At 41.6% G+C, this 14,792-nt stretch carries 12 protein-coding genes; 9 read left to right on the top strand and 3 right to left on the bottom strand.

Translation table 11 applies throughout. The features are described 5' to 3' along the window. Positions 1-92 precede the first annotated feature (92 nt). The 3 genes from WC743_RS04535 to WC743_RS04525 are packed head-to-tail and all read left to right on the top strand — an operon-like array spanning position 93 to position 3,217. Positions 93-1,622, top strand: a complete 1,530-nt coding sequence (locus tag WC743_RS04535) for a catalase (RefSeq protein ID WP_373010618.1) — start codon at positions 93-95, stop codon at positions 1,620-1,622. A gap of 41 nt (positions 1,623-1,663) precedes the next feature. Next, the gene (locus WC743_RS04530; protein ID WP_373010617.1) at positions 1,664-2,671 is read left to right on the top strand and encodes a hypothetical protein; all 1,008 of its coding nucleotides are present in this window, start codon (positions 1,664-1,666) and stop codon (positions 2,669-2,671) included. Positions 2,672-2,677: 6 nt separating this feature from the next. After that, positions 2,678-3,217 carry an ankyrin repeat domain-containing protein gene (locus tag WC743_RS04525; RefSeq protein WP_373010616.1) on the top strand — a complete coding sequence of 180 codons (540 nt, stop codon included), beginning with the start codon at positions 2,678-2,680 and terminating at the stop codon, positions 3,215-3,217. An 86-nt stretch (positions 3,218-3,303) separates the two neighbouring features. On the opposite strand, the gene WC743_RS04520 is transcribed toward WC743_RS04525, so the two are convergent. The 3 genes from WC743_RS04520 to WC743_RS04510 all read right to left on the bottom strand — a co-directional run bounded on the left by WC743_RS04520 (position 3,304) and on the right by WC743_RS04510 (position 7,895). Continuing rightward, the gene (locus WC743_RS04520; RefSeq protein ID WP_373010615.1) at positions 3,304-5,748 is read right to left on the bottom strand and encodes a TonB-dependent receptor domain-containing protein; all 2,445 of its coding nucleotides are present in this window, start codon (positions 5,746-5,748) and stop codon (positions 3,304-3,306) included. A 292-nt stretch (positions 5,749-6,040) separates the two neighbouring features. Next, positions 6,041-6,802, bottom strand: a complete 762-nt coding sequence (locus WC743_RS04515; protein WP_373010614.1) for an alpha/beta hydrolase — start codon at positions 6,800-6,802, stop codon at positions 6,041-6,043. Positions 6,803-6,896: 94 nt separating this feature from the next. Next, a complete protein-coding gene (locus WC743_RS04510) occupies positions 6,897-7,895 on the bottom strand; it encodes an NADP-dependent oxidoreductase (protein WP_373010613.1) in 999 nt (332 codons plus the stop codon). A 307-nt stretch (positions 7,896-8,202) separates the two neighbouring features. Between WC743_RS04510 and WC743_RS04505 the strand changes: the two genes are divergently transcribed. The 6 genes from WC743_RS04505 to WC743_RS04480 all read left to right on the top strand — a co-directional run bounded on the left by WC743_RS04505 (position 8,203) and on the right by WC743_RS04480 (position 14,713). Beyond that, on the top strand, positions 8,203-8,769 hold the full coding sequence (locus tag WC743_RS04505) for a Crp/Fnr family transcriptional regulator (protein WP_373010612.1): 567 nt from the start codon (positions 8,203-8,205) through the stop codon (positions 8,767-8,769). A gap of 232 nt (positions 8,770-9,001) precedes the next feature. Next, positions 9,002-10,186 carry an MFS transporter gene (locus WC743_RS04500; RefSeq protein ID WP_373010610.1) on the top strand — a complete coding sequence of 395 codons (1,185 nt, stop codon included), beginning with the start codon at positions 9,002-9,004 and terminating at the stop codon, positions 10,184-10,186. 21 nt (positions 10,187-10,207) lie between these two features. Then, complete coding sequence (locus tag WC743_RS04495; RefSeq protein WP_373010609.1) at positions 10,208-10,516, top strand: putative quinol monooxygenase; 309 nt, start codon at positions 10,208-10,210, stop codon at positions 10,514-10,516. 97 nt (positions 10,517-10,613) lie between these two features. Beyond that, positions 10,614-12,497: a M1 family metallopeptidase gene (locus WC743_RS04490; RefSeq protein ID WP_373010608.1), complete on the top strand. Its 1,884-nt coding sequence runs from the start codon at positions 10,614-10,616 to the stop codon at positions 12,495-12,497. Between the two features lie 427 nt (positions 12,498-12,924). Beyond that, positions 12,925-13,743: an SDR family NAD(P)-dependent oxidoreductase gene (locus tag WC743_RS04485; RefSeq protein WP_373010607.1), complete on the top strand. Its 819-nt coding sequence runs from the start codon at positions 12,925-12,927 to the stop codon at positions 13,741-13,743. Between the two features lie 79 nt (positions 13,744-13,822). Further along, on the top strand, positions 13,823-14,713 hold the full coding sequence (locus WC743_RS04480; protein ID WP_373010606.1) for a helix-turn-helix domain-containing protein: 891 nt from the start codon (positions 13,823-13,825) through the stop codon (positions 14,711-14,713). Positions 14,714-14,792: the final 79 nt, after the last annotated feature.

Raw genomic sequence — 14,792 nt, 5'->3', positions numbered from 1 at the left:
TTGAATCATATTAATCTATCCCGCATCAACATTTGTGATTTTCTTTAGGCTAATATCACCCATACTTTTGGGCTTTCAAAAACATGACTTCTATGAAATTTAAATTCCTAACACTTGTTGTTTTATCAGCCGCTACCGTATCCCTGCATGCGCAGCAAAAAACGCTGACCACCAATACCGGTGCGCCGGTAGGTGATAACCAGGATTCCAAAACCGTCGGCCAAAACGGACCGGTGCTTTTGGAAGATATCCACTTAATAGAAAAACTTGCCGCATTTGACCGGGAAAGAATCCCGGAGAGGGTTGTGCACGCCAGGGGCGTAGGCGCCTACGGTGAATTTGTTGCTGCCGGTGATTTCTCCGCTTTAACCAAAGCTACCCTGTTTGACCAAAAGGATAAAGTCACTCCTGTATTCGTTCGTTTTTCAACGGTAATGGGTGGTGGTGCTTCACCGGAGACACAGCGTGACCCGAGAGGATTTGCCGTTAAGTTTTACACAGAACAAGGCAATTATGATATTGTTGGTATTCACCTTCCGGTATTCTTTATCCGTGATGCCATCAAATTCCCGGATTTTGTGCACGCATTAAAACCATCACCGATTTACAATAAACAAGATCCGAACAGGATTTTCAACTTTTTCAGCCACGTGCCTGAAGCCACCAATATGCTTACCAGGTTGTATACTGATAATGGAATCCCGGCCAACTATCGCCAGATGGATGGCTCCGGGGTCCATGCCTATAAATGGGTAAATGCTGCCGGACAGGTGACATATGTAAAATATACCTGGAAAAGCTTGCAAGGCGTTAAAAACCTTACTGCAGAGGAGGCCAGTGCAATCCAGGGCAAAGATTTCCAGCATGCCACGGTTGATCTGTACGAAAACATTAATAAGCACAATTACCCTGCATGGGAACTATATGTGCAAATGATCAAACCGGAAGATTTGGATAAGTTTGATTTCAACCTGCTCGATGATACGAAGATCTGGCCGGATGCTATTGCCAAGCCTGTATTGGTTGGTAAGATGACATTAAATAAAATTCCGGGCAATTTCTTTGACGAAGTAGAAGAATCGGCTTTTTCACCGGGGGAAATGGTTCCGGGCATTGCTCCATCAGAAGATAAAATGCTACAAGGCCGCTTGTTCTCTTACTTTGATACCCAGCGTTACCGCATCGGTCCGAACTTTCAGCAATTACCTGTAAACGCTGCAAAATCCGAAGTGAACAGCTATAATCAGGATGGCCCGATGAGCAATCATGGCAAAAGCTCTGATATTAACTTTCAGCCAAATACTGATCCTAATGGTAGCGTAGATAATTCAAAGTTTGATTATCCAGCAGAAACTTTCACTAACGTGAGCTCAATGCAGAAAAAGATAAGTAAACCAAACGATTTTAAGCAAGCCGGAGAGTTTTACAGATCGCTAAGCGAAACCGATAAAGCCCACCTGATCAATAACCTGAGTGGTGATCTGGCGGTAGTGACAGACAGAGAAGTGGTAAAGAAAATGGTAGGTTACTTCTACATGGCCGACAGTGATTACGGCAAACGCTTAGCCGCCAAACTACATGTGACCAGGGAAGAAGTCGAAGCCATGTTTATGCAGAAATAACCAGATAGCATTTATTCAACTACCTTAATGTTATACTGAAAATGATCAGCGTAATTTCATTGAATTTCTTAAGAACGGACCTTGCAGTCCGTTCTTATTTCCAGTTTACAGACGACGAATTAAATCGTATCTACCAGGATTTGAAGGTGCAGGACTACCTTCGTGGGTTATTGATATTAGACACCTGCAACCGCACTGAAATTTATATTGACCACGATAGCAGCTTTGATATTACCGCGCTCCTACGGCATTTGCAGGCGGTCAAGCAAACCGACATCCACCCTGAACAATTCGTTATTATCCGGGACACAGAAAGCGCGGTCAAATACATTGCAGAAGTAGCTAATGGACTGCATTCGATGGTGATTGGCGATAAGCAGATTTTGAATCAATTTAAAAAAGCTTTCAGAATCAGTCAGCAAAATCATTCGATCAGCGGAAACATCGAAAGGATATTTCAGGCAATCTTTCGTTCACATAAAAGGATTGCCAATGAAACCGGATATCACAAGGGATCAAGATCAGTTAGCCACCTCGCGGTTAACGAGATTAAACGCCGTTTCAGGGACAAGGCTACTCCAGTGCTGGTCATCGGTGCCGGCGAAATAGCAGCGGATCTGCTGAAGTATTTCGCAGCGCAATTATTTACCAACGTTACGATCGTAAATCGGACTGCGGAAAAAGCCCAACTACTTTCCGATCGATACGATTATGTCGCAGCCGGGTATGATTTAAATGCTTCATTTTTAAATCAGTTCCAGGTTATTATTTCCTGTGCCGCAACGGAAAATGTTTTAAGCTCCTCCATATTAAAAGACGCCCACCATAAACTGTTGATTGACCTGACAACCTTTCGTAGCATTCAGGTCAACCAGGGAAGTTCAAACCGACTGGTTACGCTCGACGATTTCGCCAATTTGAGGGATACAGCAAGCAATGAACAACTAACCGCCATTGAAAAAGTAAACCAGATCATCATCGAAGAACTAAACACTTTCTTTATATGGATGGCCATGCGTGCATCATCACCTCAACTTATAATTTCATAAAGAACCATGAAGAACAAGATATTATATTTTACACTTTTCACAGCAGTATTGCTAACTTTTCAGCAAAAGGTTAATGCACAGGATATTTTTATTGCGGCCCGGATGAATGACACGGTGGCGTTAACGCAACTGCTAAAAAATCATGTAAAAACAGATACTGTTGACCATCGCGGCTCCACTCCTTTAATCATTGCAGTTTACAATGAAAACGAAGCAGCCACTTTACTTTTATTAAAAAACGGAGCAGATCCCAATGCAAAGGACCTTTCAGGTAATACTGCCCTGATGGGTGCTTGTTATAAAGGATTCCTTCCCATGGTTAAGTTTCTTTATGAGCACAAGGCAAATCTGAACCAGCAGAATTACAATTCAGCTACAGCGCTGATCTTCGCTGCCACTTTTGGACATGAAGAAATTGTAAAATATCTGATTTCAAACGGAGCGTTAAAGAACACCAAAGACAGATTTGGAAAAACGGCACTGGATTATGCCTTAAACCAGGAAAACGAACACATGATAGCATTATTGAAGGAGAATAATTTATGATTATTTTCAACTGGCCCCAACTGGAAAGCAGACTATTTTTCTGAACTATTGTTAAAACTACCTTCGGTGACTTTTCTAACGCTACTTTACCTTCCGACACGTGATTTTTCGTCGTCCGCGCCTGTTCGGTGTTGCCTTGTCTTTAATGAGCTGCTGCCGAAGTTATAAGTAAAAGTGACCCTCGCTACCCGGGTTTCGCCCTTAGCGTGAAGTGTAATATCATTACTTTGAAATTTACTTGTGGTAACGCCATGGTACGTATTAAATACGTCGGTAACTGAGAATTTAAGGTTGGCCTTTGTGTCAGCAAATGAATGGCTCAAGCCAAAGTCGCCATAGGCGTTGTGGCCGAAATGATAGATTCCATAAACGAATGGTGAATCATAAGTTCCATTTATTTCAGCCTTATAGCTCTTGGTAATCTGAAAATATTGAGTAGCCTCTAAATGCAGGGAAACCTGCCCCCTGTCAAATTGCCCACCCAGGAGGGAGTCTGTTTTAAAGCCGCTGTAATAACCAACCGCGTTGACATTACCTGTCCACCATTTGGTTACATTATAAGGTGAGCTAATACTGATATTATAGTAATTCTGCTTCTGTAGGTTGAGCGTAGTGTATACCGTGATTTTTGTTGCCGGATCTGTTAACGGCAAACTGGTAAGGTAATCATAGGTATGGCTGTAGCCCACTCCAATATTGAAGCCGTGATTGTAGGTATAGTTGAACTCGAACTTGTTAGTGTATTGCGGGTTCAGGAAAGGATTCCCTTGCTGATACGAATATTGATCCAGGTAATAAATAAATGGGTTAAGGTTGTCGTATTCCGGCCTGTCCACCCTTTTACTATAAGATAAACCGATATCGTTTTTGTCGTTGATCTTTTGGTTAATAAAAATGCTCGGAAAAAAATTAATATAACTGCGTTTAACTTCGCTTCCGGTGTTGATCAGGTTACCATCGGATGAGGTATACTCAGCGCGCAGGCCCGCTTGTATGGAAGTATTGTGCATGATTTGGCTTAAATTCACATAACCGGCTGAAACTTTTTCATCATATACAAAGCGATTGGTTAATGTAGTATCATTAACGTAGCCGCCATTTTGCAGGCGTTGGGCGTTCAAATTGTTGTCAGTTTGAACGTCGCTGTATTTTGCGCCGGCCTCAAGCTTGGTATGTTTAGCCAAAGGAAGCGTGTAGTCTATTTTCGCTGTTCGGATCTTAATTAGTGAAGGCGTTTGCTGATGAAGGGAAACCGGATCTCTGGGAATTGTGCCGTCAGGTAAATAAAAATTCGTGTTGTATTCGTTAACAGCACCGTTGTTGAACCTGGAATAATCAAGATCAATGCTTAATTGCTGCCCAATTGTATCCAATTTCAGATTGTCATTAAAGTTCAAACTCAGATTTTTGTTGTTATTACTTTTGTTGGATACCTGATCTTGCGATGAATTAATCACATTAGCGTACTGCCCGATGTTAGTAAGAGAATTACCTTCCGATCCTGAACTATTGAAATAGCCATTAACCAGAAATCCCACCGTGTTACGGCTTCCGGTTGCCAGATCAGCACCCAAACGATAACTGTTGTTATGGCTAATCCTTTCCGCCTTTGAATGCTGATCAAAATAGGTTTGACCGCTATCGGTAACTACACGTTGCTGGCTTAACCGAAATTCGGTTTTGTTGTCGCTATGGCTGAATGAGCTAAAAACGTTCAGGTTGCCTTGTTGATGGTTTAAGGTTAATGTTCCGTTCTCCTTTTCGTGTTTGCCGTAACCTGCCCCTAAAGTCAGACTCCCGTTGGTACCGGTTTGTGTATTTTTTTTCAGTCTGATATTGATGATTCCTGCATTTCCGGAAGCGTCATATTTTGCCGAAGGGTTCGTCATTAGCTCTATTGATTTAATGGTGTTGCCATCCGTCGAGCGGAGCAGTGTCGACAATTGAGCCGCCGAAAGATAGGTCATCTTATCATTGATCATTACATTGACACCGCCTTTCCCGTTTAGGCTGATGTTATCATCCTTGTCTATTGTCACACCGGGGGCCCTTGCCAAAATTTCCATAGCGGTATTTCCGGCCGACAATATGCTGTTTTCTACATTCATAACGGTCCGGTCGATTTTTCTGTCAATGATAGGTTTGCTCGCTGTAATCGTGACCGTAGCAAGCGATTTGCTTGAAGTTGGCAAAATCAAAGTTGGCAGGGAAAGATCGGGGTGCGCGGAAGAGACTTCAAATACACTGCTGGTAGACTTACCATAACCAACCGTTGTCGCCCTGATGATATATTTTCCTGCAGGAATCTGCTCCAGGGTAAAAGTTCCGGTTGCGGAACTTAATGTGCCTTTGATAAGGGCAGAATCGGCGGCTTTTAAGAGGCTTACTGTAGCATAATCCAATGGCTGGCCTTTTTCATCGGAAAGCCGTCCGGAAACCTTATACGTGTTTTGATGCTGTGCTTGTGCAACCGAAATGATGAGGTTTAATAACCCTAAAATCTTAAATGTCCTATTTTTAATTGTCTTCATAAATGGTTTTCAGGGCAATGCCGTCCCATTAAGGGTTAAATCTTTTAATTTTGAATACTGGAGAATATGGTTGGGCCGGAGTTAGTTTACATACGCTATGGGCATTTCACGTACGTGGTTCTTGCGGATTTTGAGTTGCTAAGCGTGTTGGCGTGATTAAAGCTGTTATCGTTTTTGGAACTTATGCCTACAGGGACGACTTTAAAGACGATAGTTACATAAGCTATTGAAAAATGCAACCGCTTTGAAATTAATCAAAGCGGTTATTGCAGATCCGGAAATTACGAATCAATTATTGTTTGCTGTTAGCAGCAGCTTCAATAACAGCTACTACTTCTTTCGAATGAGAGATGAGTGATAAGTGACCTGATTCAATTTCAGTGGTTTTAGCATTCATACGTTTAGCCATAAATCTTTCCAGATCGGGGCTTATCGTTTTGTCATTTTTGCTGATGATAAACCAGCTTGCTTTTGTTTTCCAGGCAGGATCAGTTAATTTGTCAGCTAGGATAGCTTGTGAAGCCGGAACCTGCGAAGCGAAAATAAAGTCTTGTTCCCTTTCACCAAGATCTGGTGCGAATACCTTTTTAATACCTTCTTCAGACAAATAAAGATAACCACCTGTTGCTACAAAGTATTTCGATAATTCAGTGGCAGAACCATTTGCTGATAATGTGGGGATGGTTTCACCTGCATCGGGTGCAAATCCTGCTACATATACTAAACCTGTTACTTTAGGATCATTTCCCGCTTGAGTAATCACAAATCCTCCCCATGAATGACCAACCAGAATAACCTTTCCCGGAGCCTGATCTATCGCTCTTTGTGTGGATGCTACATCCTCAGCCAATGAAGTTAGGGGATTTTGAACTAATATCACATTGTAACCTTTGGCTTGCAATTCCGAAAATTCGGCAGCCCAGGATGAACCATCGGCCCAGATACCATGAACAAAGATAATGGTCGGTTTTGTGTTTGCTGTACTTTGTGCACTTACTGTGGCCACGCTAAATAGCGCGGCGATTAAAACGGTTAGAATTTTGATTGATTTCATTTTATTTGATGTTATTATCTGTATTAATTATTATTTACAATTTGGATTATGATCCGGATCTTGGAGTATTTTATGTCGTTGGTAATTTCTTGTATCAAACCTTGACAATCATTTTGCCTTCATTTTTCCCTTCAAATAAATTGATGAAAGCAGCGGGCAGTTTCTTAAAGCCTTCAGCAATTGTTTCCGTGTAGATTAGCTTGCCTTCTTTCAGCCATTTACTCAACTGTTTATTTGCTTCTTCGTTATGCTCAGGAAAGTTGTCGTAAATGAATCCTTGTACTTTTATGCTTTTTGTGATCAGCATATACTCAAACCTCGGTCCTGACATAGCAGATGTCGAATTGTATAAGGAAATTGCGCCGCAGAGCGGTACCCTGGCAAAATTGTTTAAGTTGTAGTAAACGGCATCCGATATTTGGCCGCCAACATTGTCGAAGTAAATGTCAACGCCGTTAGGACAAACCTTTGCAATGGCCTCCCTTAGATTGAGTTCAGCATTATAGTTGAGCGCCTCATCAAAACCGAACTTACTTTTAAGCATGGCCGTTTTTTCGTCGGTTCCGGCGATCCCGATTACCCGGCATCCTAACAGCTTGCCAATCTGGCCTACAATGGTGCCCACTGCGCCTGCTGCACCGCTAACCACGATAGTTTCTCCGGCTTTTGGCAGGCCCACCTTAATAAGCCCCATATAAGCTGTTATGCCGGTCATACCCAAAACGCCCAGGTAAGCTGTTAAAGGTGCAACTTGTTCGTCTACAATAGTTAAAGCATCGCCATCTACCACCTGAATTTCTTTCCAGTCCAGAATTCCATAGACAAAATTGCCTGGTTGATAATCGGAGTGGCTTGATTCAAGGACTTGAGCGATGAGGCGGGAACGGATGGGTTCACCCAGTACAAAGGGTGGAATGTACGATTTAACATCATTCATTTGGCCGCGCATGTAAGGATCTACGGAAACGTACAGTGTCTTTAGCAATACCTTATCCTGGCCCTCCAGCTTCGGAGCCGGTTCCTCGTGAAAATTGAAATTAAAAAGTTCAGGCTTGCCAACCGGCCTGCTTTTTAATGATATGATGTTGTTCATAAGCTTCGGTCATAGCCTAATTTAGCTATGGCATGGCAAAGTCTCTTGTGACCCGTGCTGAAAATAAGTTGTTGTAATCAAACCCTTCTATCAAAGGTCAAATTGATCTTTAACTCTTATTTGATCATCATAAGCTTACTTGAGCAGTGATAAAATTATTTCTTTGTCGGGTACAAAGAGACGAGTTGTAAGTATTCATTTCCAAGGACAAACCTCACAAGTTTGATGTGATGTTTGTCACTATTTTCTTGACACTTGAAAGACAGCCGTACGGGTATAGGGGATTAATTTTGATCAAATTAGAATTATGTACCCAGCTTTAAGGCAGCAGTTTGCTGAGTTCGTACAATTGTCGGAAGAGGAATTCGACTATGTGGCATCTTTTTTCAGGCCGAAAAAATTCAAGAAGCATTCTATCATTATTCAATCGGGTGAACTGGTTAACCATGAATATTTCGTAATTAAGGGTCTCCTAAAAACCGCAACGATAGATGAAAAGGGCAAAGAGCACATCCTCCAGTTTGCCATGGAGAATTGGTGGGTCTCGGATTATCAGGCGCTGATGAGTCGTGAACGGTCGCAATTTAACATCGAATGCCTGGAGAATGTTGAATTGCTGTACCTGTCACTTTCAGATAAAAATAAACTTTGTGCTGAAATGCACAAGATGGAGCATTTTTTCAGGTTAAAAGCAACCTCGGGATTGATCAATACGCAGAAAAGAGTTTTGGTTTTGATCAAAAATGACACACAGTCCCGTTACAATCTTTTGTTTGATCAGTATCCGTTGCTATTTCAACGTGTCCCTAAAGCTCTCGTTGCTTCTTATCTCGGCGTATCAAGGGAGACGCTCAGCCGGTTTTCTGCCAAATAAGCAAGGCATTATTTCGCTTGTTAGAGTCAGCACGGTCATCGCCACCCTTCAAAATCCGTGACATTTATCACATATTCTATGGGCTCAGCTTTGTTAGGTTTGCCCTGTCACGATATAAACGCTGTGAGCGTTTATATCGTGACAAATATTAGCCGGTGAACAATCTTGACGGATAGGACTTAACGCTTGAAATAGCAACTTCCGAGTTCCCAGGTTATTCAAATTAAAAATTATGAAAAAAATAGCCTTCGCCTGTTGTCTCGGCGTAATCGGGATTCTTACTTCAGAGTTTGGCGTTATCGGCATTCTTCCACAAATCGCAGAAACCTATCACATTACTATAGATAAAGCCGGTATATTACTTAGCGCCTTTGCTATTGTTGTGGCCGTGGCGGGGCCGTTTATGAGTTTGTTCTGTTCGGGCTTTGACCGCAAGACCGTCATGCTGATCAGTTTGTCCCTGGTATTGATCAGCGGAATTGTTTCCGCCTTTGGGCCGCCATTTTGGTTACTGCTGGCGGTGCGTGTTTTACCCGCATTTCTTCACGCCGTTTATTATGCAGCCGCTATCGCTGCCGTAATCAGGACCTCCGATACAAAAAATCAACATACAATGATGGCAATTGCGCTAAGCGGTGTCAGTATAGCAACCGTCAGTACTATTCCGTTAAGCACTTATCTGGCAAGTCTTTTAAACTGGCATTATTCGTTTATGCTGGTAGCATTAATCAGCACACTCGCCATCTTAAGTATATACTTAGTCATGCCTGCGATGCCAGTTACTGAAAAGCCGTCTTATGGAAGCCAGGTCCGTATCTTAAAAAGGCCACAGGTGGTGATCAGTCTTTTGATGATCTTACTTATGTTCGCTGCTGAATTCTCCACCTATACTTATTTTGCGGCCTATATAGGATTGACCAAACTGGTCAGCCCCAAGGGGATTAGTTACATGCTATTTCTCTTCGGTGTAGCTGCAGTAATCGGAACATGGATTGCAGGAAAAACTTTGGGTAAAAGTATTACCATAACAAATATCGCTGCCCTTGTTGGCTGCAACCTCATTATACCCGCAGCACTTTACTTTTCTGGTCACGTCACGACTTCAGTAGCTGTGATAGTTGCCATATGGGGAATTTTTTATGGCCCCGGATTTCTGATCGCTACTTCTGCAATCAGCAAAGCAGCTCCTGATGCGCTTGAATTTTCCAATGGGCTTGCTACTTCCTTTGCCAATTTCGGAATTACCTTAGGTTCATTATCAGGTGGGTGGGTTATAGCACATCAGGGAATCGGACAATTGCCGTTCCCTGCGGCATGCTTCGGAGTATTGGCATTAGTATTTATAGCAGTTGGTGTTAATTGGGAGAAAAGAATAGAAGCACAGGTATCAGAAGTATTTCCGCAAGAACTTATTTAAAACAGATTAATAAAACCGAAAATGAAAACAAACAACAAGGTTACCCTTACTTTAGAGCTTGACATCTTACCAGGATATGAAAAAGAGGTATTTGCCGCGGCAGAAAAAATATACACAGAAACAAGAAAAGAGCGCGGGTGTGAGCTATTTGTATTTAATAAACTAAAAGAAAGTGAAACTACCATTCTCTTTTTTGAGGTGTTTACATCACAGGAGTTTTTTGACATACACTTGAGTGCAAACTATACCACAAATTTTATCAGCGCCGTAAAAGGAAAAGTGGTCGGGGATGGCCCTAAATTGACGTTCCTAAATCAATTTGAAAACTAAACAAGACGACAGAATAAGCCTGTTCCGCTTATATCTGTAAATTAATGCAGTGAATAATAAAAAGATCTTCGCATCGATACCCTTTAAATCCCTTGCCATGTTTAAACATATTTTTATGACCCTCTTTTTTGGTTTAACCGTTATTATGTGCCATGGACAAGGATTATATATGCCAAGGGACGTTAAAAAAGCTTATACAGATGGTACGCGGTCAACAAGTGGTCAGCCAGGAACAAAGTATTGGCAAAATGGGGGGCGTTATGAAATCACGGTAACTGCGCTTCCCCCCAGCAGAATGATCTCGGGAACAGAAAAGATCGTTTATTATAATAACAGCCCGGACACCCTGAAGCGGTTAAATATTAAACTGATCGGGAACATTCATAAGCCAGGGGCGCCAAGATCCGCAGGAGTTGCCAGGGATTACCTTACCGATGGTATCACAGTCGATAAATTTCTTGCAAACGGCGACCAAATTGCCTTCGACAGTGAATCAGCATTCACCAATAAAATGGTATCGCTGAAAAGGGCATTATTACCAAAAGATTCTGTCAGACTGGACATAGACTGGCATTATAATATTTCCCTGCAAAGTAACCGGGAGGGAATGATTGACTCGACAACTTTCTTTCTCGCCTACTTTTATCCCCGAATAGCCGTTTATGATGATTATAACGGATGGGATAAACTTGATTTTATGGACGGCGCAGAGTTTTACAATGATTTTAATGATTATGTTCTGCATGTAAAGGTGCCAAAGAATTATATGGTTTGGGCGACCGGAACATTAGTTAATCCGGATGAAGTCCTGCAAAAGCGTTACCAGGACCGTCTGAATCTTTCTTTGCATAGCGATTCGACGATCCACATTGTTACCGAAGAAGATTTAAAAACATCTAACATCACAGCGCCGAACGCTGTTAACACCTGGACATGGCTCGCCAATGATATCAGTGATATGGCAGTCGGGTTAAGCGATCATTATATATGGGATGGGGCAAGCGTGGTCGTGGATGCGACCAGTAAAAGGAGGGTGAGTATGCAGGCAGCCTACAATGACAAGGCAATTGATTACCATCAGGCAGTACAGCTTGGCCTGCATTCGCTTGCCTGGCTGTCGGAAAAATTACCGGGTATACCGTACCCTTATCCGAAAATGACTTCTTTTCAAGGTTTTGCTGATCAGGAGTATCCTATGATGTGTAATGATAATGCGGACGATCCAAGGTTTACACAACAATTTACCCAGGATCATGAGATCGCCCATAGTTATTTCCCATTTTATATGGGAACGAACGAAAGCAGGTATGCTTTTATGGATGAGGGCTGGGCAACAGCGCTCGAATTCCTGATGGGGCGCGACGAAACCGGGGAGAAGATTTCGAGCACCTTGTTCAAAAATTTCAGGGTTAAGCCTTATATCTCAAATCTTTCTACGAGTATGGACCTTCCGGTAATCACGCCGACGAGCGAGCTCAGTGCCAGCCCTAATGGCGGCCAGGGTTATAACGCTTATACGAAACCGGCATTGAGCTACCTGGCATTGAAGGATATGCTTGGAGAACAATCATTTAAGAAAGCCCTCCATGCTTATATGTACGCGTGGCACGGGAAGCATCCTATTCCATGGGATTACTTTTACTCGATGTCAAAGGGTGCCGGGCGAAATCTTGATTGGTTTTTTAACAATTGGTTCTTCAGCAATAATTACATAGATCTTTCGGCGAAGGCGCTCCAAAAACGCAGAAATGGCTATCAGTTGAAAATAGCAAACAAGGGCGGATTTTCCATCCCTTTTAATATAGTGGCAATTTACAACGACAGCTCGGTTGAAGTTTTACATCAAACGCCTCTCGTCTGGTTTGAAAATCAAAATCAAATCGAAATAACCATTAAAACCGGCAAAATACTGCAAAGCATATTCTTGGATACCGGGATTTTCGTAGACGCTGATCCTTCAGATAACAAGCTTTCTTTATAGTCTTTTTCCGAGGCGTAACTCCTTCTTTTTTGATGAGGAAAATGGTGGAAAATAAACGCCGTTTTTAAGGTCAGATTCGCCGCATAAATTCCCTGAAAATCACGAAAAACGCTCTTTGTTTTTAATATCTTTAAAAGGAAACTGTTCTATGACAGAAATCCGGTTATGGATATTTTACTATTTCGCAAGTAATTTATTTTCAATATTTTAACACATTTAAACAGCTAATTTACTAACAAATTAAGTTTTTACTTTTCCGTATTTGGCTGTCTAAATTACGCTTCGTCCTGGTTTCAAATCGAATAAAATGAAAACCTTATTTTGATACCCTTGATTTGTGTTAATGTTACCGTGTTTTGTATAAATCCTGCGCCGATATCCATCCTACATTTGTCTTGTAATAATTAACAAACAAATAATTAAAACAATGTCAAAAATAATTTTCATTACCGGTGCCTCACGTGGCTTTGGTAAATTATGGGCAAAGGCCCTTTTAGAACGTGGCGATAAAGTTGCTGCAAGTGCAAGAAATCTTGAAGACTTAAATGACCTGGTTTCTGAATATGGCAGTTCAATTCTGCCAATCAAATTAAATGTAGATGATAAGGATGCTTGTTTCGCAGCAGTGAAACAAGTGAAAGATCATTTCGGCCGCATTGATGTTTTGATAAACAATGCAGGTTTTGGTTTATTTGGTGCAATTGAGGAAACTACTGAAGCGCAGGCCCGCGCTCAAATGGAAACTAACTTCTTCGGTCTTCTTTGGGTGACCCAAGCTATCGTTCCGATCATGAGAGAGCAAAAAGGTGGACATATTATTCAAGTGTCAAGCTTCTTAGGTTTGGTTACTTTGCCTGTATTAGGTCTTTACAATGCTTCCAAATATGCTGTTAATGGTTTGAGCGAAACTTTAGCAACAGAAGTTGCCGGGTTCGGCATCAAAATCAGCCTGATCGAGCCAAATGGTTTCTCTACTGACTGGTCTGGTGCATCTGCAGTTCAGACAGAACCTAACGAAGCTTATACAGCCGTTAAAACCGCATTCTTTGAAGGCTCAACTCCGGATACCTGGGGTAAACCAGAAGCTACAGCTCCTGCAATTTTAGAATTGATTGACGCTGAAAACCCTCCTTTGCACTTCTTATTGGGTAAGGTGGCTTATCCATTCGTTAAACAAGTTTACGAAGCTCGTTTAACTGAAATGGAAGAGTGGAAAGAAACTTCTGCAGCAGCTCACGGTCACTAATAAACAATTGATTTAAAACCTTTTAAATCACAATCTGCGCCCTTAAATGCGTAGATTGTGATTTATTATTTTCCCGCACATGAAACATTATAAAATTCTGAGTGAGCTGCACCGTGATAACGGTTTTCCTCCTCCCGAAAATCCACTATTTAGTATCTACCAGTGTAACGAGGTATGTTCCCTTGGTGATCGTGAATTTACGAGCGACTTTTATGTGATCGGCTTAAAAAATGTGGTGTCAGGTATCATCAGGTACGGGCGCACAAAATACGACCATGAGTGCGGGTCAATGTTATTTTTCAAACCACGCCAGGTTATTGAAATGAAAAACCTGGAGTTAGATGAAGACGGGTTTTTGTTATTCGTTCATGAAGACTTTTTAAACGGTCATCTGCTGCATCATGATATCAAGAAATACCACTATTTTGATTACGAGACGAACGAGGCGTTGCATTTATCGCCGAAAGAAGAAAAAGTGATTTGGGAAGTATATCGTAAGATTGAAATAGAGTATAATAATAACCAGGATGAATATAGCCGCGAGATCATCTTAGCTAATTTAGATACGATGTTGAAATATTCGCAGCGTTTTTATAAAAGGCAATTTATCAACAGGTCTGAACTTTCAGGGAACACGGTTACAAAATTCAACGAAGAGATAGACAAATACGTAGCGGGTGGTTTATTGAGTGAAAAAGGTCTTCCTTCGGTTAATTACATTGCTGAAAGACTTAATATATCTCCTGGTTATTTAAGTGATATTTTGAAAACAGAAAGCGGTAAAACCGCATTAGAGCATATTCATATTTACTTAATATCGGAGGCAAAAAATAGGCTTGCCGGAAAGGATGAGACTGTTTCCGAAATCGCGTACGCTTTGGGATTCGAAAATCTATCGTATTTCTCGAGGTTATTTAAGAAAGAAGTTGGCGTGAGCCCTAACATGTTTAAAAAACAGATGCTCAATTAACATTATCAGCTGTTAGTGATGCGGTAATAGCGATCGCTGATTACCGGTCGTAAACTAAACTTCCATATTTAAGACCACT

Origin of the sequence: Mucilaginibacter sp., assembly GCF_041660805.1 — a bacterium.
GTDB lineage: Bacteria > Bacteroidota > Bacteroidia > Sphingobacteriales > Sphingobacteriaceae > Mucilaginibacter.
This window is presented reverse-complemented; position numbering and strand designations above follow the sequence as displayed.

What these genes read in the sequence shown, in the direction of transcription:
- WC743_RS04535 (WP_373010618.1), top strand. Translation starts at nt 93, where the DNA reads ATGAAATTTAAATTCCTAACACTTGTTGTTTTATCAGCCGCTACCGTA.
- WC743_RS04530 (WP_373010617.1), top strand. Translation starts at nt 1,664, where the DNA reads ATGATCAGCGTAATTTCATTGAATTTCTTAAGAACGGACCTTGCAGTC.
- WC743_RS04525 (WP_373010616.1), top strand. Translation starts at nt 2,678, where the DNA reads ATGAAGAACAAGATATTATATTTTACACTTTTCACAGCAGTATTGCTA.
- WC743_RS04520 (WP_373010615.1), bottom strand. Translation starts at nt 5,748, where the DNA reads ATGAAGACAATTAAAAATAGGACATTTAAGATTTTAGGGTTATTAAAC.
- WC743_RS04515 (WP_373010614.1), bottom strand. Translation starts at nt 6,802, where the DNA reads ATGAAATCAATCAAAATTCTAACCGTTTTAATCGCCGCGCTATTTAGC.
- WC743_RS04510 (WP_373010613.1), bottom strand. Translation starts at nt 7,895, where the DNA reads ATGAACAACATCATATCATTAAAAAGCAGGCCGGTTGGCAAGCCTGAA.
- WC743_RS04505 (WP_373010612.1), top strand. Translation starts at nt 8,203, where the DNA reads ATGTACCCAGCTTTAAGGCAGCAGTTTGCTGAGTTCGTACAATTGTCG.
- WC743_RS04500 (WP_373010610.1), top strand. Translation starts at nt 9,002, where the DNA reads ATGAAAAAAATAGCCTTCGCCTGTTGTCTCGGCGTAATCGGGATTCTT.
- WC743_RS04495 (WP_373010609.1), top strand. Translation starts at nt 10,208, where the DNA reads ATGAAAACAAACAACAAGGTTACCCTTACTTTAGAGCTTGACATCTTA.
- WC743_RS04490 (WP_373010608.1), top strand. Translation starts at nt 10,614, where the DNA reads ATGTTTAAACATATTTTTATGACCCTCTTTTTTGGTTTAACCGTTATT.
- WC743_RS04485 (WP_373010607.1), top strand. Translation starts at nt 12,925, where the DNA reads ATGTCAAAAATAATTTTCATTACCGGTGCCTCACGTGGCTTTGGTAAA.
- WC743_RS04480 (WP_373010606.1), top strand. Translation starts at nt 13,823, where the DNA reads ATGAAACATTATAAAATTCTGAGTGAGCTGCACCGTGATAACGGTTTT.